This is a genomic window from Brevibacterium sp. NPDC049920, assembly GCF_040656435.1.
Taxonomy (GTDB): domain Bacteria; phylum Actinomycetota; class Actinomycetes; order Actinomycetales; family Brevibacteriaceae; genus Brevibacterium; species Brevibacterium pityocampae.
In genome coordinates this window covers 23626-43454 of record NZ_JBFAMF010000006.1, presented here as the reverse complement: position 1 = coordinate 43454, position 19829 = coordinate 23626, and the positions used below count along the sequence as shown (strand labels likewise).

Annotated in this window: 17 protein-coding genes and 1 tRNA gene; 12 read left to right on the top strand and 6 right to left on the bottom strand. The window is 73.0% G+C overall.

Annotated features, from left to right (window positions below):
- Window positions 1-2 precede the first annotated feature (2 nt).
- Both AB0I45_RS07355 and AB0I45_RS07350 read left to right on the top strand, forming a co-directional pair.
- Window positions 3-893 (top strand): C40 family peptidase, encoded by an 891-nt coding sequence (locus AB0I45_RS07355; RefSeq protein WP_345029710.1) that lies wholly within the window; start codon window positions 3-5, stop codon window positions 891-893.
- Window positions 894-1352: 459 nt separating this feature from the next.
- Complete coding sequence (locus tag AB0I45_RS07350) at window positions 1353-1856, top strand: HNH endonuclease (protein ID WP_137318929.1); 504 nt, start codon at window positions 1353-1355, stop codon at window positions 1854-1856.
- 219 nt (window positions 1857-2075) lie between these two features.
- Here the strand turns inward: AB0I45_RS07350 and AB0I45_RS07345 are convergent, their stop codons facing one another.
- On the bottom strand, window positions 2076-2348 hold the full coding sequence (locus AB0I45_RS07345; RefSeq protein ID WP_360317585.1) for a GlsB/YeaQ/YmgE family stress response membrane protein: 273 nt from the start codon (window positions 2346-2348) through the stop codon (window positions 2076-2078).
- A 365-nt stretch (window positions 2349-2713) separates the two neighbouring features.
- On the opposite strand from AB0I45_RS07345, the gene AB0I45_RS07340 reads away from it, so the two are divergent.
- The 4 genes from AB0I45_RS07340 (at window position 2714) to AB0I45_RS07325 (ending at window position 6920) form a co-directional block, all read left to right on the top strand.
- Window positions 2714-3715: a universal stress protein gene (locus AB0I45_RS07340; protein ID WP_345029714.1), complete on the top strand. Its 1002-nt coding sequence runs from the start codon at window positions 2714-2716 to the stop codon at window positions 3713-3715.
- Between the two features lie 107 nt (window positions 3716-3822).
- Window positions 3823-4413, top strand: coding sequence for an ATP-binding cassette domain-containing protein (locus AB0I45_RS07335; RefSeq protein WP_360317580.1), 591 nt, complete (start codon window positions 3823-3825; stop codon window positions 4411-4413).
- 14 nt (window positions 4414-4427) lie between these two features.
- Window positions 4428-6017: a hypothetical protein gene (locus tag AB0I45_RS07330; RefSeq protein ID WP_360317577.1), complete on the top strand. Its 1590-nt coding sequence runs from the start codon at window positions 4428-4430 to the stop codon at window positions 6015-6017.
- A gap of 120 nt (window positions 6018-6137) precedes the next feature.
- Window positions 6138-6920 (top strand): hypothetical protein, encoded by a 783-nt coding sequence (locus tag AB0I45_RS07325; protein WP_360317574.1) that lies wholly within the window; start codon window positions 6138-6140, stop codon window positions 6918-6920.
- Between the two features lie 40 nt (window positions 6921-6960).
- On the opposite strand, the gene AB0I45_RS07320 is transcribed toward AB0I45_RS07325, so the two are convergent.
- A tRNA-Arg gene (locus AB0I45_RS07320) sits at window positions 6961-7033 on the bottom strand.
- 153 nt (window positions 7034-7186) lie between these two features.
- Here AB0I45_RS07320 and AB0I45_RS07315 point away from each other — a divergent pair.
- Together AB0I45_RS07315 and AB0I45_RS07310 are read left to right on the top strand one after the other, a co-directional pair.
- The gene (locus tag AB0I45_RS07315) at window positions 7187-12163 is read left to right on the top strand and encodes a DUF4011 domain-containing protein (protein ID WP_360317571.1); all 4977 of its coding nucleotides are present in this window, start codon (window positions 7187-7189) and stop codon (window positions 12161-12163) included.
- An 8-nt stretch (window positions 12164-12171) separates the two neighbouring features.
- Window positions 12172-12414 carry a hypothetical protein gene (locus tag AB0I45_RS07310; RefSeq protein WP_137318934.1) on the top strand — a complete coding sequence of 81 codons (243 nt, stop codon included), beginning with the start codon at window positions 12172-12174 and terminating at the stop codon, window positions 12412-12414.
- Window positions 12415-12579: 165 nt separating this feature from the next.
- Here the strand turns inward: AB0I45_RS07310 and mscL are convergent, their stop codons facing one another.
- From mscL to AB0I45_RS07290, 4 genes are all read right to left on the bottom strand, one after another.
- Window positions 12580-13044, bottom strand: coding sequence for a large conductance mechanosensitive channel protein MscL (gene mscL / locus AB0I45_RS07305; RefSeq protein WP_137318935.1), 465 nt, complete (start codon window positions 13042-13044; stop codon window positions 12580-12582).
- Between the two features lie 267 nt (window positions 13045-13311).
- Window positions 13312-14004: an SAF domain-containing protein gene (locus AB0I45_RS07300; protein ID WP_137318936.1), complete on the bottom strand. Its 693-nt coding sequence runs from the start codon at window positions 14002-14004 to the stop codon at window positions 13312-13314.
- A gap of 154 nt (window positions 14005-14158) precedes the next feature.
- Window positions 14159-14533 (bottom strand): FmdB family zinc ribbon protein, encoded by a 375-nt coding sequence (locus tag AB0I45_RS07295; RefSeq protein ID WP_360317566.1) that lies wholly within the window; start codon window positions 14531-14533, stop codon window positions 14159-14161.
- An 87-nt stretch (window positions 14534-14620) separates the two neighbouring features.
- Window positions 14621-15331: a 5-formyltetrahydrofolate cyclo-ligase gene (locus AB0I45_RS07290; protein WP_360317563.1), complete on the bottom strand. Its 711-nt coding sequence runs from the start codon at window positions 15329-15331 to the stop codon at window positions 14621-14623.
- 23 nt (window positions 15332-15354) lie between these two features.
- Here AB0I45_RS07290 and galU point away from each other — a divergent pair, with 23 nt between their 5' ends.
- From galU to AB0I45_RS07270, 4 genes are all read left to right on the top strand, one after another.
- Window positions 15355-16287 (top strand): UTP--glucose-1-phosphate uridylyltransferase GalU, encoded by a 933-nt coding sequence (gene galU / locus AB0I45_RS07285; RefSeq protein ID WP_345029741.1) that lies wholly within the window; start codon window positions 15355-15357, stop codon window positions 16285-16287.
- Window positions 16284-17054: a hypothetical protein gene (locus AB0I45_RS07280; RefSeq protein WP_345029743.1), complete on the top strand. Its 771-nt coding sequence runs from the start codon at window positions 16284-16286 to the stop codon at window positions 17052-17054. The genes galU and AB0I45_RS07280 overlap by 4 nt, the downstream gene beginning before the upstream one ends.
- Before the next feature lie 3 nt (window positions 17055-17057).
- Complete coding sequence (locus tag AB0I45_RS07275; protein WP_247423281.1) at window positions 17058-17726, top strand: GNAT family protein; 669 nt, start codon at window positions 17058-17060, stop codon at window positions 17724-17726.
- A 111-nt stretch (window positions 17727-17837) separates the two neighbouring features.
- On the top strand, window positions 17838-19706 hold the full coding sequence (locus tag AB0I45_RS07270) for a hypothetical protein (protein ID WP_360317558.1): 1869 nt from the start codon (window positions 17838-17840) through the stop codon (window positions 19704-19706).
- Window positions 19707-19829: the final 123 nt, after the last annotated feature.

The window sequence follows — 19829 nt, the reverse complement described above, 5'->3', positions numbered from 1 at the left end:
CAGTGGCACAGAAGAAGCATGGCCGCCGCGCGGCCAGCACCCCCGTCAAGACCCCGCTGACCGAGCTCACCGAGGCGCTGAGCGCCAACTCCGGTGTCGTCGGTCGCCGCGCGGCCGTCGTCGCAGCAGCCGGTGGACTCATGGCCACCGCCGTGCTCCCGGCCGCCACCCAGGGCGATGAGAAGTCCGACGCGGTCGTCTCCGCCGAGGCCGCCGACTCGAATGTCGAGGCCGACTTCTCCAACCAGGCCGCCACCGTCATCCCGGAGGCCGCCGAGGACACCGAGGATGACGCCGCACTGCCCGGCACCTCGAACGTCTCCACCACCACCTCCACCGCCGCTCCGGAGCCGGAGCCGGAGCCGGCCCCCGCACAGAGCTCCGACTCGACCGAGCCCTCGGACTCCTCGGACCGCGGTTCCTCGACCTCGCGTAGCACCGAGCGCTCCTCGGACTCCTCGGACCGCGGCTCCTCGACCTCGCGCAGCACGGAGCGCTCCTCGGACTCGAAGAAGGACGAGAAGAAGAGCGACAGCGTCTCCGTGCCGGACGGCTCGAAGGCCGAGCAGGTCATCGCGATCGCCAAGCAGTACGTCGGCGTGCCCTACGTCTACGGCGGCACCACCCCCAGCGGCTGGGACTGCTCCGGTTACATAGCGTTCGTCTACGACAAGGTCGGCGTGAACCTGCCCCGCACCTCCGGCGCGCAGAAGGCTGCCGGGACTGTCGTCTCGGCTTCTGAGGCGAAGCCCGGCGATCTCGTATTCAGTCCCGGCCACATCGGCATCTACGCCGGCAACGGCATGATGTACGACGCGGGCTCCCCGAGCTCGGGGACCTCGTACCGCAGCCACTCGTGGATGGGCTCGGTCACCTACATCCGCGTTCTCTGATCCACGGTCGGGCACGGCCCGACGCACTGACGGAACCCGCCGCCCGGGTCATGGTCCACCCGGCGGCGGGTTCCGTCGTGTCTGCGAGCATTCCGCATGCTCCGTCCCGGCGCTGCTCGTGAGCAGTCGCGGAACGGTGGGTGAACCGGCGTGGAAATCATGGTGGGGGCGGCGCGCTGCGACCGCGCAGACGCTTGCGCGGGCGCCGGCCTCCGCTACTCTGGTTCCAGCCGTTGCACTTCATCCGCCAGGAGGACGCGTGAGCGCCGCATCGCAGGGAGACCGGGTGCCGGTCCATCGGACCGGGCCGAGTGCCGCCGTGCGCCTCTGCGCGGCGTGGAGCCGGACCCGGAATCTGCTCGGTGATGTCATCGTCGATTCGATACCGACGGTTGTGGAGCATGGAGGCGTTGCGCATTCGCGCAGCGCCTTCGCTGTTTCCCGGGCGGGTGAGCGCGGATGAAGACCCTGGTCCTCAACGCCGGCTACGAGCCGATGTCGGTGGTGTCCTACCGCCGGGCGGTCGTCCTCGTGCTCGCCGGCAAGGCCTCCGTGCTCGCGGCCGACGACGATGCACCGGTGCGCAGCGTCCACGTCTCCATGCCGCAGCCCTCGGTGATCATCCTCCGCCGCTACGTGCGGCCGCCGTCCGGTCGCTCGGTGGCGCTGTCGCGGCGCGGGGTGCTGCGCCGGGACGGGTTCGCCTGTGCCTACTGCGCCGGCCATGCGACGACCGTCGACCACGTGCTGCCCCGTTCGCGCGGCGGCGGCAACACCTGGCGCAACCTCGTGGCGTGCTGCCGGAGGTGCAACAACATCAAGGGGAACCGGACGCCCGAGGAGATGGGCTGGGTGCTCGGCTTCGTCCCCGACGTGCCGCGGGTCGGCCGCTGGTGGCTGCGCGACCTCGACAACCCCGCAGAGTCGTGGCGGCCGTTCCTCGAATACGGTTCCGCCGCCTGAGCCGACCCGCGACTCCACCGGGCGAGTGTGGGGCTTCCGGTCGAGAGTGGTGGCGTTGAAGCTCATACTCATCGTCGAAACCCCCACACTCCCGTGCCCGGTGCTTCGAGAGGGGAGGGGGAGGAGAGGTTGCTCGACCGTCCGGTATTCCCGGACATGCGAAAGGGCGGTGCGATTCCCGGAGGGATCGCACCGCCCTTCAGCGGTGTACTGAGGTGATCAGCGGTTGGCGCGGGAGCCGCGACCGGAGATGAAGCCCCAGACGACGAGCACGATGAGTGCGCCGCCGATGGCGAGCAGCCAGGAGCTCAGCGAGAAGAACTTGTCGACGCCCTCACCGAAGAGAGCCGAGCCGATCCAGCCGCCGAGCAGGGCGCCGATGACGCCGCATACGAGGGCGCCGAGCCAGCCGCCGCCCTGACGACCCGGGAGGATCGCCTTGGCGATGGCGCCGGCGATGAGGCCGAGGACGAGGAATGCGAGAATACCCATGAGTTGATCCTTATCTCTGGATGTCCGGACAGCCGTCTGCGACTGCCGGGATTCTGTGATGCGGACCTACCGCACCGAGCAGGAGTAGTTCCTGACGATTACCGGATAAATATATCAAGGATACTTGTGAGCCTCAATGATCGTCCGGCCCGGCGCGGCGCGACAAGCGGCGGGATCCGGTGTTCCGGGGTGAGCGGCGAACGCCGTTCGAGTCGTGAGATCCGCGGAACCACGCGCATGACCAGCGGTTCGCACGACCGCCGCATCCGGGTATCGTGGGCACACCGGTGTGAGCGAGAACACCGCGCCCGAACCGGTGCGGCGCACCCACCGGGCGCACGCGAGACCGCAACGAAGGAGCTGCCGTGACCGAGGAACTCTCCTCCCCTGAAGTCGCCGACCCCCAAGCCGTGCTCGTCGGCGTGGACGGCTCGAAGGCGAGCCGCAACGCCCTGCGCTTCGCGATCGAGGAGGCCCGGGCCCTCGGACGGTCGATCCGGCTCGTCGGCGCCTACACGATCCCGAGCGTCGCCGCCGCGACGATCGACGTCTCCTACGTCCCGATCGACGACACCTCGATCCGCGCGGCAGTGACCGACTCCCTCAAGGAGGCCGCCGCCGAGGTCAAGGCCGCCGGCGTCCCCGTCGAGGCCGTCATCGAGATCGGCGATGCCGCCGGCGTCCTCGTCGAGGAGTCCCGCCAGGCCTCGCTCGCAGTCGTCGGCTCCCGCGGGCGCGGCGGCTTCGCCGGCCGCCTGCTCGGCACCGTCTCCAGCGCCCTGCCCGCCCACTCCCACTGCCCGACGATCGTCGTCCCCGTGGGGTGGACCCCGGGCCGGGAGACCGCGCCCAAGCACAGCTCCTCCCGACCGGTCCGCTCGAGCCGCGGCGAGCTCCTCGGCTACGACGAGACCGCCGAGGCGGTGCCGGGCCTCGACTTCTCCGGCTCCGTCGTGGTCGGCGTCGACTCGCTCGCCAAGGAGTCGCCGGCGCTGTGGAAGGCCGCCGAGCACGCGCTGCACCGCGGCACGCCGCTGCACATCCTCGGGGTGCTCACCACCACCGTCGTCGGCCCCGAATGGCTGCCGAGCACCGGGGACATGAAGCGGTTCCTCGACGAGGGTGCGGACAAGCTCGAGTCCGCGCGCGCCGCCGTCGCCGCCGAGCACCCCGGGCTCGAGGTCGACTGGACGCTGTTCGACGGCCAGCCGGCCGAGGTGCTCGTGCGCGCCTCGGACACCGCCGACGTCCTCATCATCGGCTCGCGCGGCCGCGGCGGGTTCGCCGGCCTGCTGCTGGGCTCGACCTCGCAGTCGGTGCTGCCCTATGCCGCCTGCCCGACCATGGTGGTGAGGGTGCCGCGCTGAGCCGCGGCAGCCCGGGCCCGGGCGCACCCGTTCCCGGCGGTCCCGAGCCCGGCGGCCCGCACGCCTGCATCGAGGCCCGTGACCTCGGCGTCTCCCTCGACGGCCAGGTGCTCCTCGCACCGACGTCCTTCGCGCTCGCGGCCGGGCGCGCGCTGGCGGTCACCGGGCCCAACGGGGCCGGCAAGACGACGCTGCTGCGAGCGCTCGCCGGCCGCGCCCGGTCGACCTCGGGCACCGTGGCGATCGCCGGGCGCCCCGCCGACGACCGCAGCGCGGAGTTCCGCAGACTCGTCGCCGCCCACCTCGGGCTGCCGCCGCTCGCCCGCGATCTCACGCTGCGCGAGCACGCCGTCCTCGTGGCCGCCTCCTGGGGCATCGCATTGTCCGAGGCCGCGGCGCGGGCCGATGCGGTGTTCGCCGAGCTCGCGATCGCCCACCTCGCCGCCCGCTTCCCCCACGAGCTGTCCTCGGGGCAGCGGCAGCTGTTCGCCCTCGTCCTCACCCTCGTGCGGCCGTGCGCGGTGCTGCTCGTCGACGAGCCCGAGCAGCGCCTCGACGAGCACCGCCGCGGTCTCGTCGCCGCCGCGCTCCGCCGCCGCCGGGACGCGGGAACGACGTTAGTGCTCGTGAGCCACTCGCCGGTGCTCGTCGAGGCCGTCGCCGATGCCGTCGTCGCCCTCGCCGAGCCCGCCGCTTGAGCACTGCGGTCTCGGTGAGCACCCCCGCCTCCCGCCTCGCGCTCCTGCGCCGGCTCCACCGGCAGCGCAGCGCAGCACCCTCCCGGGACGACCTCACCGTCATCGCCTACGCCGCCGTCCTCCTCGGGCTCGTCCTCGGGGTGCCGCTCGCCCGCGGCGCGGTGCTCCTCCTCGCCTCCGCCGAGGTGTCCACCGCCCTCGTGGCCGCAGCCGCACCCGGCTGGGCCGGAGCTGCGGCCGGCGCACTGCTCATCGCGCTCGCGCGGTTCGGGCGGGTGCGCGGGCCGGTGGCGCTCGCCCCGTTCGCCGTCCTCCTGCTCGCCCGCACCGATGTGCCCCGGCGCACGGCGCTCCGACGCGACTTCTGGGCCTCCGCGCTCGCCGTGATCGGGGTGCTCCTGATCGTCGCCGGGGGCGTCGGCGGGGTGCTGGGCGTCGCAGCCGGGGTGCCCGTGCTCGCCGTCGCCCGGCTCGTCATCGCCGCCGCCGGCCTCGGGCTCATCTGCTCGGTCGTCTGGCTCGCCGGGCAGGCGCGGGTCCCGGGATTCGGCCCGGGGGCGGGTGCGGCGTGCGGTGCGCTGGGGGTCGCGGTGCTCGTGCTCGCCTCGTTCGCGGTGCCGCCGCTGCAGTGGGTCACGCCCTGGGGCTGGTTCGGGCTCACCTGGCCGGCCGCCGGCCCGCTCGCGGGGCACACCGGGGGAGTGCTCGCCTGGCTGCCGGTGGTGTTCCTCTGTCTGCTCGCCGGGGCGCTCGCGCTGTGCGTCCCGCGTCTTCTCGATCAGGTCGGGGCCGAGGCGCTCGCCGCGCAGGCCGCGCGCAGGCAGGCGGCCGGGGCCGCGGCAGGGACCGGCGACCTCACCTCCGCGCTCGCCGCCTACCGCGCCGTGCCCGTCACCGGGCGGGGCTGGCCGGCGGTGCGGGCGCGCTCCACCGCCCTCCGCTTCCTGCTGCGCGACCTCGTGGGGGCGGCCCGCACACCGGCGACCCTCCTCGTGGGGGCGGCCGGGATCGCCGCCGCGGGCGCACTGAGCGTGGCTGCGGTGACGACTGCGCTGATGCCCGCGTGGGTGCTCGCCGCACCGGCTGCCGCCCTGCTGTTCACGGCCTCCGGGGTGCTCTGCGCCGGATTCCGGCACGCGGCGGAGACGGTCGGAGCGCCGGCGCTCTACGGGTATTCGACGGCCCGGCTCTACGGACTCCACGCGCTCCTGCCGGCCGGCGCGGCGCCGGTCCTCGCCGGGGCCGGTGCCGCGCTCACCGTGCTCCTGACCGGGGCGCCGGCGGACGCGGGACGGACCGGAGTGCTCGCCGCGGTGCTCCTCGGCGTCCTCGCCGTCGCGGCGCGTGCCTGCGACAGCGCCAAGGGCGCAATGCCCGTGTCGATGCTCACCTCCTCGGTGCCCACCCCGGTGGGCGACCCCGTCATGGTCCTCGTCGTGCTCTGGCACTTCGACGCGGTGCTCCTCACCGGGGCGATCGGTGCGGTGATCGTGGGACAGCTCGTCACCGACGGAGCAGGGCCCGCGCTCGCGCTGCTCGGCGGCACCCTCGCGACGCTCCTCGTCCTGCTGCGCTTCCGGCTCGGCGCGCGCGCCGCGGAATGAGAGCAGCCGGGCGGGCCGGGTCGAGCCGTGGAGCGCACCGGGAGGGGCTCCTCGGGCCGTCGACGCATTCCGTCCAGGCGCCTTGCCGGCCGGGGGATGCGCGAAGACGCGGATCACGGCATGATGGAGAGGTTCACCCACCATCACGAGACCGGAGTCGCCATGGGGATCCTCAGCCTTCTGCGCCGCGACCGCGCGGACGAAAAGACCACCCGCCAGGCCGTGGAGGAGGCGCAGAAGCCGCCGCGCTCCGGTGAGGCCGGTGCGGACCCGGCCGCCGAGGACGGCGGCGCGCTCCAGCACATGGTCGAGGCGTTCCGCGACATCGGCATCGACGGGAAGCTCACCTTCGACTCGGCGGAGAAGGTCGCCCGGAAGGCCCAGCGCGGCCGCGGCAGGCGCGACCCGGAGCTCGCGATCCGGCGCATCATCCGCAGCCACCGCCGCGGCATCACCGCCGGCGGGTTCCTCACCGGCCTGGGCGGTGCGATCACGCTGCCGGTGCTGCTGCCGACGAACGTCTTCGAGTTCTACGTCCAGGCCACCCGCATGGTCGCCGCGATCGCCTCCGTGCGCGGCTACGACCTCCGCGACGACGAGGTGCGCACCCGGGTGCTCGCCGCGCTCGTCGGCGAGGAGTCCGGCGACGTGCTGCGCAACATCGGGCTCGGGCCGGTGGCCGGCTTCGCCAGCCGCCAGGTCGCCAAGCGCCTGCCCCAGCCGCAGATCTCCGCGGTCGCCAACGCGATCGGCGGCCGGATCCTGCGCCGCTTCGGACTGCGCTCGGTGCGGCTGTTCGGCAAGGCGATCCCCGGCCTCGGCGGCGTCATCGGAGCGGCGAGCGACCGCGGTCAGCTGAAGAAGATCGCACGGAGCGCGCTCGTGATGTTCCCGCAGGTGTGAGCGCGCGCGTCCAGAGGAGTGTTTCCCCTGGTGAGAAGTGCGCCCCCGATTGGATTCGAACCAACGACACCCGCTTTAGGAGAGCGGTGCTCTATCCCCTGAGCTACGGGGGCACGCGCCGCGGGCAGGTCAGCGCGCCCTGGCGGAATCGTGGGGGCGCGCCGGTCGCGGCGCACGGACAGTCTAGCAGTCCGATCGGCGCCGAAATTTCGCCGCTGACGGTGCGCCGGGCGGTGATCGCGGCCCGATCCCGATAGTCTCGAGCTGTGTCATATTCCGATTCCACTACTCAGGCCTCCGTCGGCGGAACGTTCGCGGCGTGGAAGGAACAGGCTGCCCGGATCGGCGGCCGGGACACCATGCTCCAGTACCGCGATTCCCGCGACGGTTCGATCGAGCTCACCGGTGCGCATCCCTCCGGGCTCGCCCAGCTGCTCGCCGGCCGGCCCACGCGCCTGTCGAGCCTGATCCGCGACCAGGAGCTGCTGTCCGACGCCCGTCGTCGCGCCCGCTCGATCCGGCAGAAGGCCGAGCAGCTCGCCAGTGAGCGCGGGATCAACACCGCGCACCTCGCGATCGGCTTCGCCACCTGGAGCCGCGACGAGTCCGGCGGCCGCACCGACTACATCGCCCCCGTCATGCTCCGCCACGTGCGGCTCGTGCCCCGCGGCAGCCGGGTCGAGGACTTCGAGATCGTGCTCGACGACGAGATCACGATCAATCCTGCCCTCGTGTCCTACCTCGAGCGCCACCACCGGGTGACGATCGACGTCGACGAATGGGTCGAGGCGACCGGCAACAGCCACGGCTTCGACGCCGCCCCGGTGTTCGAGCGCCTCCGCGCGCTCGCCAAGGGGATCCCCGGCCTGCTCGTCAACCAGCGTCTCGTCGTGTCGACCTTCGCCAACATCACGACCCCCTTCAGCGGGGAGGAGCTGCCCGGCGGCCACCCGGTGCTCCGTGCGCTCGCCGGTGACGATGCCGCCCGCCGCAGCTTCGGCGGCCCCGCTGCCCGGGCACCCGAACGCAGCGTCCAGTCGCATTCCGCTCCCGAGGCGCCCTCCGCCGGGAAGCCGCCGGCCGGCGGGAAGGCGGCGCGCGAATCCTCGGCCGAGGTGTCTCTCGACGAGGGGCAGCCGACCGAGCCGATCCTCGACGCCGACATCCCCGGGGAAGCCCCCGCTGCTCCGGCCGCCGCATCCGCGCCCGCTGCCGACGGCGCCCCGTCCGGTGCTGAGAAGCCGGCGGTGGAGACCCCGGGGGAGGGCGCCCCGCGTGAGGGTGCCTCCGACGATCCCGAAGCCGCGCCGGCCGATGACGCGAAGGCCGATCCCATCGGCTCCGACAGCACCGACGGCCCTGACCGGCCCGACAGCACCGAGGGCCCTGAGGCCGACGACTCCGACGGGCCGACCCACGCGGGATCCGCCACCGGCGACTCCGATGCGGCCGACGCCTCGACCGCCGACGCCGAGTCCGACGAGGATTCCACTGTTGACGACGCCCCCACCGGCAGCACCGCCGTGCCGGTCGGGCGCCGGGAGCAGAAGCGGGCCGCACGGAAGCACGCAGCCGAGCGCCGCACCCCGCGCTCGGCGTCCCGCGACGACTCCTCGGGCTCCGACCGGGACGACACCGGATTGGACGAGGCGAGCGCCGCGGACCCGGGCGCCGTGTCCGCACCGACGCCGAAGCCGCGCGAGCTGCCCCGGCCGCTGCCGGACCGGAAGCCGCAGGAGGAATTCCTCGCGATCGACGTCGACGGCGACCAGCAGGCCGTCGTTGATGCCGCCGTGATGGGCGAATCCGTGGTCGTCGACACCCCGCCCGGCACCGGCGCCACCCAGGTCGCCGTCGCGATCGCCACCACGCTCGCCCACACCGGCCGCAGCGTCCTCTACCTCGCGCAGAACTCCGATGCGCTCGGCGATTTCGCCTCCCGCCTCGAGCGCGCCGGGCTCGGCGGCTTCGCCGTCGACGGTCGGATGACCCCGACCGAGGTCCACACCCGCCTGATCTCGCTCATCGCCGACGCCGAACGCGCACCCCGCCCCGACCTCGGCGGTCTGCTCGCCAAGCTCAACGACCAGCGGGCGATCCTCAGCGAGCACTCCGAGTCGCTCCACCGGGTGCGCGAACCCTGGGGCGTGTCCGTGCTGTCGACCATGCGGCGCCTCGCGCAGCTCACCGCCGAGCAACCCGGTCCGTCGACCGCGGTGCGCTTCGACTCGTCCGTCGTCGAGGCGAGCGAGGCCGAGCGGGAGGACCTCCGCGCCCGCCTCATCGAGTTCTCCGAGCTCGGCGCCTTCACCCTCGACGTCGAGGACACCGTGTGGTTCGGCGCCCGGTTCGCCAGCGATGAGGACGCCGAGGCGGCCCGCCGCGTCGCCGAGCGCGCCGGGAAGAAGATCCCGGCCCTCGTGGAGCTCGTCGAGCCGCTGCTCCGCCAAGCCGGCCTCAACCCCGCCCGCACCGTCGACGCCTGGGGCCGCTGCCTCGCCGTCCTGCTCGGCGTGCGCAGGACGCTCGACCGGTTCTCGCCCGACGTCTACGACCACAACCTGTCCGATCTCATCGCCGCGACCGGCAGCGCCGAATATCGCCGCGAGCACCAGATCGAGATGGGCATGTTCGAGCGCAACCGGTACAAGAAGGCCGCACGCGAGTTCCTGCGCCCCGGCGCGACGGTCGACGACATGCACGCAGCACTGCTCGCCGCCGCCCAGCAGCGCGCCGAGCTGCGCGACATCGCCGGGCGTGACATCCGCCCGCAGATCCCGCGCGGCCTGCTCGAAGCCGACGAGCTCCACCAGGAGATCGTCGCCGACTTCCGCAAGCTCGAACCGGTGCTCAGCGACACCCCCGACGGCGGGGACCTCGGGTCCATGCTCGTCGAGGAGGCGCAGGCCCGGCTGCAGGCGCTCGGCGAGGACCGCGACAGCCTCGCGGACCTGCCTGCCCGCACCCGGATCGACACCGAGCTCCGCGGCCGCGGCCTCGGCGATCTCCTCAGCGACCTGCGCGAACGCCGCGTGCCGCACGAGCTCGTGGGCCAGGAGTTCGACCTCGCCTACTGGGCGACCGTGCTCAAGCAGCTCGCCGCCGCCGATCCCCAGGTGGGCGGCCACGACGGGACCGAGCTCCATCGCGTCGTCGCCGACTACCGGATCTGCGACAAGCAGTACGTCGCCGCGGGCGCCGCCCGGCTGCGCTACAGCCACGGCCAGGGCTGGAAGCGCGCGATCGAGGAGCACCAGGACGAGGCGCAGGCCGTGCGCGACGCCCTGCGCTCCCGCCACCTCCACGTCGAGGCGCTGAGCGAGCAGGCACCGCGCGTGCTCACCGCGCTCGCCCCGGTGTGGATGATGAGCCCTTTCCAGGTGCCGGAGTACTTCGCCGACGTGCCGCTGTTCGACACCGTGATCATCGCCGACGCCGGGCGGATGTCCGTGACCGAGGTGCTCCCGGCGATCGCCCGCTCCAAGCAGGTCATCGCACTCGGCGACGACCGGCTGCTCGGCCCGCGCGAGTTCAGCGTCGCCGTCGACCGCCGCGGCCAGCGCGACAACGCGAGCGGCCCGAGCGTGTTCGGCGCGCTCGCGGAGTTCCTCCCGTCCCACCGCCTCCACACGAGCTACCGGCACTCGCCGGCCGGCCTCGTCGACCTCGTCAACCGCCGGTTCTACGACTCGACGATCTCGAGCCTGCCGACCGCCCTGACGAACGAGGGCTCCGGCGTCGAGTTCTCATTCGTGCCCGACGCGCTCGGCAGTCCCGACACCGCCACCGGTCAGGTCGAGAGCCTCGATGTCGAGGTCGACCGCGTCGTCGACCTCGTGCTCAAGCACGCGCGCACCCGCTCGCGGCAGTCGCTCGCCGTTGTCACCCTCACCCCGTGGCACGCGCAGCGCGTCGCCGCGGCGATCCAGCAGGCGATCCGCACCTACCCCTACGTCGCGTCGTTCTTCACCGACCCGACGAAGGAGCCGTTCGTCGTCACCGACTGCGAACGGATCCAGGGGATGGCCCGGGATGCCGTGATCTTCTCACTCGGCTACGGCCGCACCCGGCAGGGTCGCGTCGTCTACAACTTCGGGGCGCTGTCGAAGCCCGGCGGGGAGAGGCTGCTCGCCGCAGCGGTGACCCGCGCCCGGCGCAAGCTCACCGTCGTGTCGTGCTTCGAGGCCGACGACTTCGAGCTCGCCCGCCTCCGCCACGGCGCCCGTGTGCTGCCCGGGCTGCTCGCGGACGCCGCCGCCGGCGGCCGCACCATGCCCGCCGCCGGTGACGCGGAGCGCGACCCGCTGATCTCCGACATCGCCGAGCGCCTGCTGCGCAGCGGGGTGTACTCCGACGAGGGGTACGAGGACATCGACCTCGCCGTCTCCGTATCCGCCGACCCCACCCAGGGGATGGCGCTCGCGGTGGAGACCGACGGTGCGGACTACGCCGCGACGGAGAGCATCCGTGAGCGCGAGCGGCTCCGCGCGGAGGCTCTCGCCCGACGCGGTTGGCGCTATCTGCGGGTGTGGTCGACGGATGCGTTCGTCGACCCGCAGGCGGAGGCGGATCGGATCTTCGAGATGTGGAAGGAGACCGTCGAGGATCGTTCCCCGCAGGCCGTGCTCGATGCCGCCCGCGCCGCAGCGGTGGTCGTGGGCCGGCAGGGCAACCGCCCCAAGCTCACCCCGGGGCTCCCGCTCCACACGTACTCCGCCGAGGACCTCGACGCGATGGTCGACTGGATCCAGTCCGACCGTGTGTCCCGCGGCGACGACGAGCTCAAGGCGCAGCTGCGCGCCGCACTCGCGCTCAAGGGCCGCTCCCGGCGCGTGGAGTCCGGGCTCGACGCCGCCGTCGCCCGCTACCGCGACCGCTATGCGCAGGCCAAGCGGTCCGCCGCGCCGCCGGCCGAGCAGGCCGGTCGCACCGAGGACGAGGTGTTCCTCCCCGCCGCGGGCGGCTCCGTGGGCCAGAGCGAGGTCATGCCGCTGTACAACACCGGCAAGCTCCGCGAGCAGGACCTCCTCGACGCCGGGCTCCGCGAGTCCGAGCAGGGCCGACGCTCGGAGGAGGAGCATGCGCCCGAGGCAGGTACCACACGGGAGAGCACTGGCCAAGGAGCAGAGAGTGCTGCGGATGGCGGCGGTGCCGGCAAGCATCCCGGGAAGCGCGTCGCGCAGGACGGTGATGCCCACGACGCCGGGGAATCCGCCTCCGATCGCGGGGACGCGCGGAGCTGAGGCGTCCCATGCCGCCCGAGGAGCAGAACGGCATCGAGCCGAGCGCTGCCGACGACCGTGCTTCCGCGCAGCGGCGCGCCCGCGACGCACGGACCCGCGCGGCAGTCGAGGCCTACCGGCGTACGCTGCGCAACGAGTCATCGGCCGGCGACGGCCTCGATCGCGAGCCCGGCGGGCCCGGAGCGCTCAGCGCGGAGGAGGCCCGGCTGCTCGCCGAGCGCCCGCCCCACTGGCAGACCAAGCCGCGCTGAGCGGGTTGACCGTCCTGGTGCACCACCGCACCCCGTTCACCGGCCCGGGCGCGGCGCACGGCATTGAGGTGCCATCGACACGACAGCGCCCCCGGACTCCTGTCCGGGGGCGCTGTGATCGCGTCGGGTCCGAGGCGCCTCTGCGTGGAGGTCTGCCTCTTCGACTCAGTGGCGCGGGGGGTAGTTCGGGTCGATGCCGGTGGCCGGGCCGCCCTCGAGGCGCTGGTCGGGGACGACGTCCTGGGCACCTTTGGCGAGCAGGTCGCGGATCTCGGCGAGCAGCTCCTCCTGGGTGGGGGGCACGTCCTCTTCAGCAGCACCGCGCTTGCGGAGCTCGTTGAGCTTGTTCATCGGCATGATGATGACGAAGTAGACGACAGCGGCGACGATGAGGAAGTTGATCGCCGCGGTGATCACGGCACCGAAGTCGAGGAAGGTCGCCTCGACGTCGGGACGGATGCGGAAGCCGAGACCGCCCACGTCCGGCGAGCCGACGGCCGCGATGAGCGGGTTGATGATGTTGTCGGAGATGGCGTTCACGATCGCGGTGAACGCGGTACCGATGATGACGGCGGTCGCCAGCTCGATGACATTGCCGCGGAGGATGAAATCCCGGAAGCCCTTGAGCATAGTGTGTCCTTTCACAGATGGGTCAGGAGCACACTGCTCCCGTGTGCGCATGAGCGCCCAGAACATGATAGCGGCGAAAAGACGATCCAGTAGACATTTCAAGCATCTCAGAATTTGATACTCGTCACATTACCGGGCCGGTTCTCGAGAGACTGACAGCTTGAGCACACGGAGCCGCTGGTGAGGTGGCCGATGTGCCGGTGAGCGGCCGGGATCGACCGCGACCGCAGCAGCATCGGACGCCTGCCGATGTCCTCTCGCTCCCTCTCAATTGAGCAGGGCGAAGCTCAGCGCCGTGCCGGACACCGCGGCGAGCGCGCTGGCCTGGGGTCCGGACACGATGAGTGTGATCACCGTCGTCGACCCGGACACCGCGGTCCCCGCCCGTTGGGAGATCGAAGCGACCACCGCCTCGTCGATCACCGCGCCGGTCCCGTCCGCCCCTGCGGCACCCGGCACCCCCTCGACCTCTCCATCCGCGCCGCCTGCGGCCGAGGCGCCCGCTCCCGGAGCGAACACCCGGACCCGGTGCCCCGGCCGCAGGGTGGCCGCCGCGGCCTCGTCGGTCACCGTCACCGGCATGAGGAGCTGCCCCTCTGCCAGCGGTTCGGCGCGCGGGGCGAGCAGCCCGGACCGCGTGACCGGCAGGCCGGGGCTCAGGTGCGCCGCGGAGGTGCTGCCGATCGCCTCGGCGACGGATTCGATGGCGTCGGCGGGGACGAGCGCGGCGGGATAGGTGCGGGTCCCGAGGTCGCCGGCACCGATCGTCGAGCCCGGGGCGATGTCACCGGCGGCGACGACCACCGGGGTGCCCGCGGGACGCGGTGTCAGCGCCCAGACGACGAGCGTGGTCGCGAGGGCGAGCGCGAGTGAGGCGAGGAGGCGACGGGTGCGGCGGCGATCTTTGACGGACAGCGCGGCGAACCGCTGCAGGGGGAGAGGGAGTCGGAAGGAGACCATGACCCGACTGTGCCCCGCGGAGCCCGGACCGCGCTACGACCGTCGTGCGCCTGTGGATGGAGGGCGCGCGGCCGTCCCCAATGTGACCTGAGGACGGTGCACTGTGACCAGAGGACGGTTCTCGATCGTGCCCCGTGCCGGGAGCAGGAGACCGTCAGGCGGAGGTCGAGGCCGTGGATTTCGAGGACGAGGAGCTCGAATCGCCGGTCGCCGAGGTGCTCGACGTGCCGGAGTCCGAGGAGCCGGACCCCGAGGAGCCGGAGGGGGCGCCCGTGCTGCCGCCGGCAGCAGCAGCGTCCTTCGAACCCGACTCGGATCCGCCCGACTTCGCCGCCGCGCGGGAGCCGCCGGAGGAGCGGGAGTCGGTCGCGTAGAAGCCCGAACCCTTGAACGTCACTCCCACATTGCCGAAGACCTTGCGCAGGGTGCCCTGGCACTCCGGGCACACGGTCAGCGAATCGTCGGTGAACGCCTGGTGGATGTCGAAGGCGTGACCGCAGTTCTTGCAGACATAGGAGTACGTGGGCATTGTCGGCCTTTCTCGTCAGAGTCCCGAAGAAGTATAGACCAGCACGCATGCCCTGCCGGGTCGCGTCTCAGCCCACCGGCGAGCGCCTCACCCCACCGGCACGATGCCGCGCTCGGTGACGACGGCGTCGACCCGCAGATCCCAGGGCTGGTGGGGAAGCGCATCGACGAGCTCCTCTGCGAAGCACACCCCGAGCACCTGCACCCCGCACCCGGTCGGAGGGGCGGCCCCCCGCGGACCGAAGGTGCGGTCGTAGAAGCCGCCGCCGTTGCCCAGCCGCACCCCGGCGCGCGAGAACGCGAGGCCGGGCACGAGGATCGTGTCGACCGGTGGGAGGGGGCGGCCGGCAGGCCCCGCCATCTCACCGGCGAGCGCCTCGGCGGCGGGTGCCCCGGACCTCGGCTCGCGGATCTGCCACTTCCCCGTGCGGGGGAGCGTGCTCATCGGCCCGGTGAGCACGCCGAAGTCGAGGGGCCGGCCGGCGGTGGTGAGGGGGAGGAGCACCGCGGCGCCCGCGGCCCTCGCCTGATCGAGTGCGAGATCGAGGCAGGGCTCACCGGCCAAGGAGGCATAGCCGAGGACAGCGCGGGAGCCGGCGAGCACCTCGGCGAGCACGGCCGCGAACCGCTCCGGCTCCCCGGGGGCGGTCGGCCCGGCACCCGGCTCCCGGACCCCTGCTCCCCCGGCGAGCGCCTCGGCCGCGGCCCGCGCGCGCTCGCGGCGACGGGTGCGCACCCTCCTGCGCAGCCGCGCCTTGGCGGCGGCCTCCATGCTCTTGGGTTCCGGCGTCGTGTCCACGCCTTCAGCGTAGACTGGCCGGCATGGCAGACAAGCAGATCGTTCCCGTGCGCAAGGCCGTCATCCCCGTCGCGGGGCTCGGCACCCGGTTCCTCCCGGCGACCAAGGCGACCCCCAAGGAGATGCTCCCCGTCGTCGACAAGCCGGCCATCCAGTACGTCGTCGAGGAGGCGGTGGGGGCCGGGCTCTCCGACGTGCTCATGGTGACCGGCCGGAACAAGCGTCCGCTCGAGGACCACTTCGACCGGGTGGACGGCCTCGAGAGCGCGCTCAAGGACAAGGGCGACGAGAAGAAGCTCGCCCTCGTGCAGAACGCCTCGGAGCTCGCCGACATCCACTACGTCCGCCAGGGCGACCCGCTGGGACTCGGCCATGCCGTCCTCAAGAGCCATCAGCACGTCGGCCAGGAGCCCTTCGCCGTGCTGCTCGGCGACGACCTCATCGATGAGGCGAACCCGATCCTGCCGAAGATGATCGAGGTCCAGGAGCGGACCGGCGGCTGCGTCGTCGCGCTCATGGAGGTCCCGGCCGACACCATCAACCTCTACGGCTGCGCCGCGGTCGAGGAGACCGGGGAGGACGGCGTCGTGCGCGTCACCGGGCTGGTGGAGAAGCCGGAACCGGAATCCGCGCCGTCGAACCTCGCGATCATCGGCCGCTATGTCCTCGCCCCGGAGATCTTCGACGTCCTGCGCGTCACCCCTCCCGGGCGCGGCAACGAGATCCAGCTCACCGATGCGCTCGAGACCCTCGCCGCGGATCCGGATTCGGCCGGGGTCTACGGCGTCGTGTTCTCCGGGGACCGCTACGACACCGGTGACAAGATCAGCTACCTCAAGGCCGTCGTCCAGCTCGCCGGCCGGCGCGACGACCTCGCCGACGAGCTCCACGCGTGGCTCCGCGACTACGTCGCCGCGCTCGACGCCCCGCAGTCCGGCGGCGCCTCCGACCGATGACCGAGATCCCCCGACCGTGGGTCGACGACCGGGCGATGAAGCCGTACTCCGCGCTCGTCGTACCGGTGTCCGCCGCGGTGGACACCAGCCTCGTGCGGACGCTCGTGACCGCCTTCGAGGGCCACGAGTTCTCCGTGGTCGAATCGATCCTCGGCTCCGGCGACCGGCTCCAGGCGCTCATCGACGATGCGGCGTCCTCGTTCGACGTGCTCGTCACGATCGGCGGTCTGCGGGCCAACGGCGACCCCGACATCGCCGACATCCTGCGCACCGAGATCGAGGTCGAGGTGCCAGGGCTGTCCGAGCTGCTCCGCCGTGAGCAGTACGCCGCCGGCCACCGTGCAGCGGTGTTCGAGAACCTCGTGTGCGGCCGGATCGACGGCACTCTCGTCGTCACCCTGCCGGACCGCGCCGAGGCGGTCGCCGCCAGTGCCGAGCTCCTCGCCGGACTCGCCTCGGAGATGCTCGCCGAGCTCGACGAGCCGCCGGCGGACGGGCTCGAGTTCGATCTGGAGACCGGATCCGGTGAGACCCTGCCATGGCCGGTCGTCGTCGACGACCCGCATCCCGATGCGACGATCCTCCAGATGTGGAACGCCGAGCGTCGGCCGCAGTCCGGGGCGGGCGAGGGCCCGGCCGAGGGCGACGAGGAGCATGCGGACGGTACCGCACCCGCCGGCGGCCGCCCCACCGACACGGCGCTCTCCGACACGATGCCCACTGACACGATGCCCACCGACGGCCCGCAGTCCGGGTCCGCGGACTGAGCGATGAGCAGCTTCTGGCCGGTCGTGCTGTCCGAGGGCGGACTCGTCCTCCGGCCGCTCCACCGGCAGGATGCGCGCGAGTACACCGAGGTGCGCCGCCACAACGCCGACTGGCTGCGCCCCTGGGAGGCGACGAACCCCGACCCCGGGTACACCCTGCCGAGCTTCCACCCGCTGCGCCGGATGCTCGCGAGCCAGGCCCGCCAGGGGCTCATCCTGCCCTTCGCGATCGAGGTCGACGGCCGGTTCCGCGGCCAGCTCACGGTGAGCTCCTTCCAGTGGGGGTCCCTGCTCAGCGCGACGATCGGCTACTGGATCGACGAGCGGGTCGCCGGCTGGGGCCACACGCCCACCGCGGTCGCGCTCGCCGCCGACCACTGCTTCTCCGCGCTCGGCCTGCACCGGATCGAGATCAACATCCGGCCGGAGAACACGGCGAGCCTGCGGGTGGTGGAGAAGCTCGGCTTCCGCGACGAGGGCGTGCGCGAGCGCTACATGCACATCGACGGGAAGTGGTGCGATCACCGCACCTTCGCCCTCGTCGCCGAGGACGTGCCCTTCGGCCTCCTCGACTACTGGCAGCGCGTCCGGAACTCCTCCGCCGGCACCGTCGGCCCCGGCCCGGTCGCCGACGACCGCCACTGGCCCGGTGGCACGGAATCCTGGTCCTGAGACGCGGAATCGGACCCCCGAGGGGATGAACCCGGCCCAGAACACCGGACGGATCCCGACACGCCCCCTGTGATCCGATCGTGACCTGCTCCACCCTTCTACAGTTGGACTGTGGATACCAGCATCACCATCGCCCTCGTCATCACAGTGCTGTTCGTATTCATGCTGCCCGCGTCCCTGCGCCGCATCGACCGCACGCTCACCCACGGCCACGTCCACGACGTCCCCGCCACCGCGCGGGAATGCCCCGAGGTGCGCGCCACCTCGTGCCTGCGGCCGGCCGACGCACCCCGGCTCTACGCCGCGGATCGTGACGCCGCGGAGTTCGAACCGCCCCAGATCGTCCACCGGGTGGCCGATTCGGCGCCGGTGCTCCAGCTGTCCAAGCCCGCCCCGCGCCTCGCGGTCATCGACGGCGATGTCCCGAACAGCGCACGGCCGGCCGACAGCTCGCGTGCGGAGAGGGGGACCGCGCACCTCGACCTCGCCGCCCCGCTCGATCCCGAGGCCGAGGCGGCCGCCCTGCCGCTGGCGGTCGGCCAGACCGCGTTCCTCCCGCTCTCCACCCACCACGAACCGATGGACTCTCACATGACCTCTTCCCAGTCACCTGCCACGGGCCCGTCGATGCAGCACCGCACGAACCGTGACCTGCCCGCCCACTTCCGCGCTCGCATCGCCGACTCCCGGCACACCACCGGCACGGTCGGCGCGCGCGTCGGCACGCCGGCGGCGGGTCCGGGCCGGGGGTCCGGCACCGGTTTGGTCGGCAGCGCGCGACGTGGGACGGTCGGCGACTCCGCGGCGCCCACGCGCTCCACCCCGGCCGCCGATCAGGTTTTCCGCCCGCAGCCGGCCGACCGGGAGTCGAGCGAGAAGATCGCCCGCCTGCGCACGGCGCTGCCGTTCGTCGGCCTCGGATTCCTCGGCACCGCGCTCGCCACCCTCGTGACCGCGGTGCTCGTGCCCTTCGGCGTGGTGCCCTGGGCGGTGCCGGTGCTCACCCTCGTCCTCGCCGGCGGCTGCCTGCTCATGGTCCGCTCGATCAACCTCTCCATCCGTCGACTCCGCCGCGCCGGGGGCGAGGCGCCCGCCGCGAAGGCCTCCGCCACCGCTGCGACCCCCGGAACAGCTGCGACCCCCGAGTCCCGGCGCACTCCCGATGCCGTCGCCCTCGTCGAGGACGACGATCGCGATGCGACCGTGGACCTCTCCGCCATCCGCGCCGTCTTCGGTGCCGGGCGCGGGGCCGAGCACCGCGCCGGGGCGGAGCACCGGGCCGGGGCGGAGCGCGACCCGGGAGCCGGGACCGAGGTTCCGCGCGCGCAGGCGCCCACGGCCACCGAGGAATCCCGCGAGTCCGCTGATTCCGCCGAGCCCACCAAGTCCTCGGCCCCGGATTCGGACTCCGCGCCTGCATCTTCCACCGCGGCCGCATCCTCCACCGCCGAGGCCCCCGCAGCGCGTCACCGGGCGCGTCGCGAGCTCCAGGTCACCCAGGTGCGCGAGCGCGTCGTGCTCAGCCTCGGCACCGACCTCGCCGGGGACGAGGACCCGGATGAGTCGGCCGGCACCTCGGCGACCGGCACCTCGGCGACGGAGCCCCCGGCAAGCGGCGCCCCCGCGCCCGCCGGGAGCGACGACCTGCTCGCCACCCGCTTCGCGGCCACCGGCTGGAACCCCTCGCCGGTGCCCACCCCCACCTACGTCGACGCCCCGGTCGTCGACCGGGCGCAGCCGGAGCCGGTCGTGGCCGATGCCTCGTCCTTCCGGCTCGAACCGCAGTCCAAGGAGAGCCTCGCCGAGCGCTTCGCCGCCGAGCTCGGCTACCGCCCGGAGTTCGAGGACGCCGCCCGTGAGGACGACGCGCAGACCGCGGCGGACGCCGGGCCGCTCGCCCACGGCCGGACCGCGATCGGCGGCGCCCGCACCCGCGGCGTCGGCCGCCTCGACGAGGTGCTCGCCCGCCGCCGCGCCTGAGCTCACCCCGCGCAGCGAGCCGGGACGCGCACCTCCCGGACACCCGCATCGCACCAGCACGCAGATGGCCCCCGGTCGAAGGACCGGGGGCCATCTGCGTGCGGAGAGCGCGTGCGGCGCTGC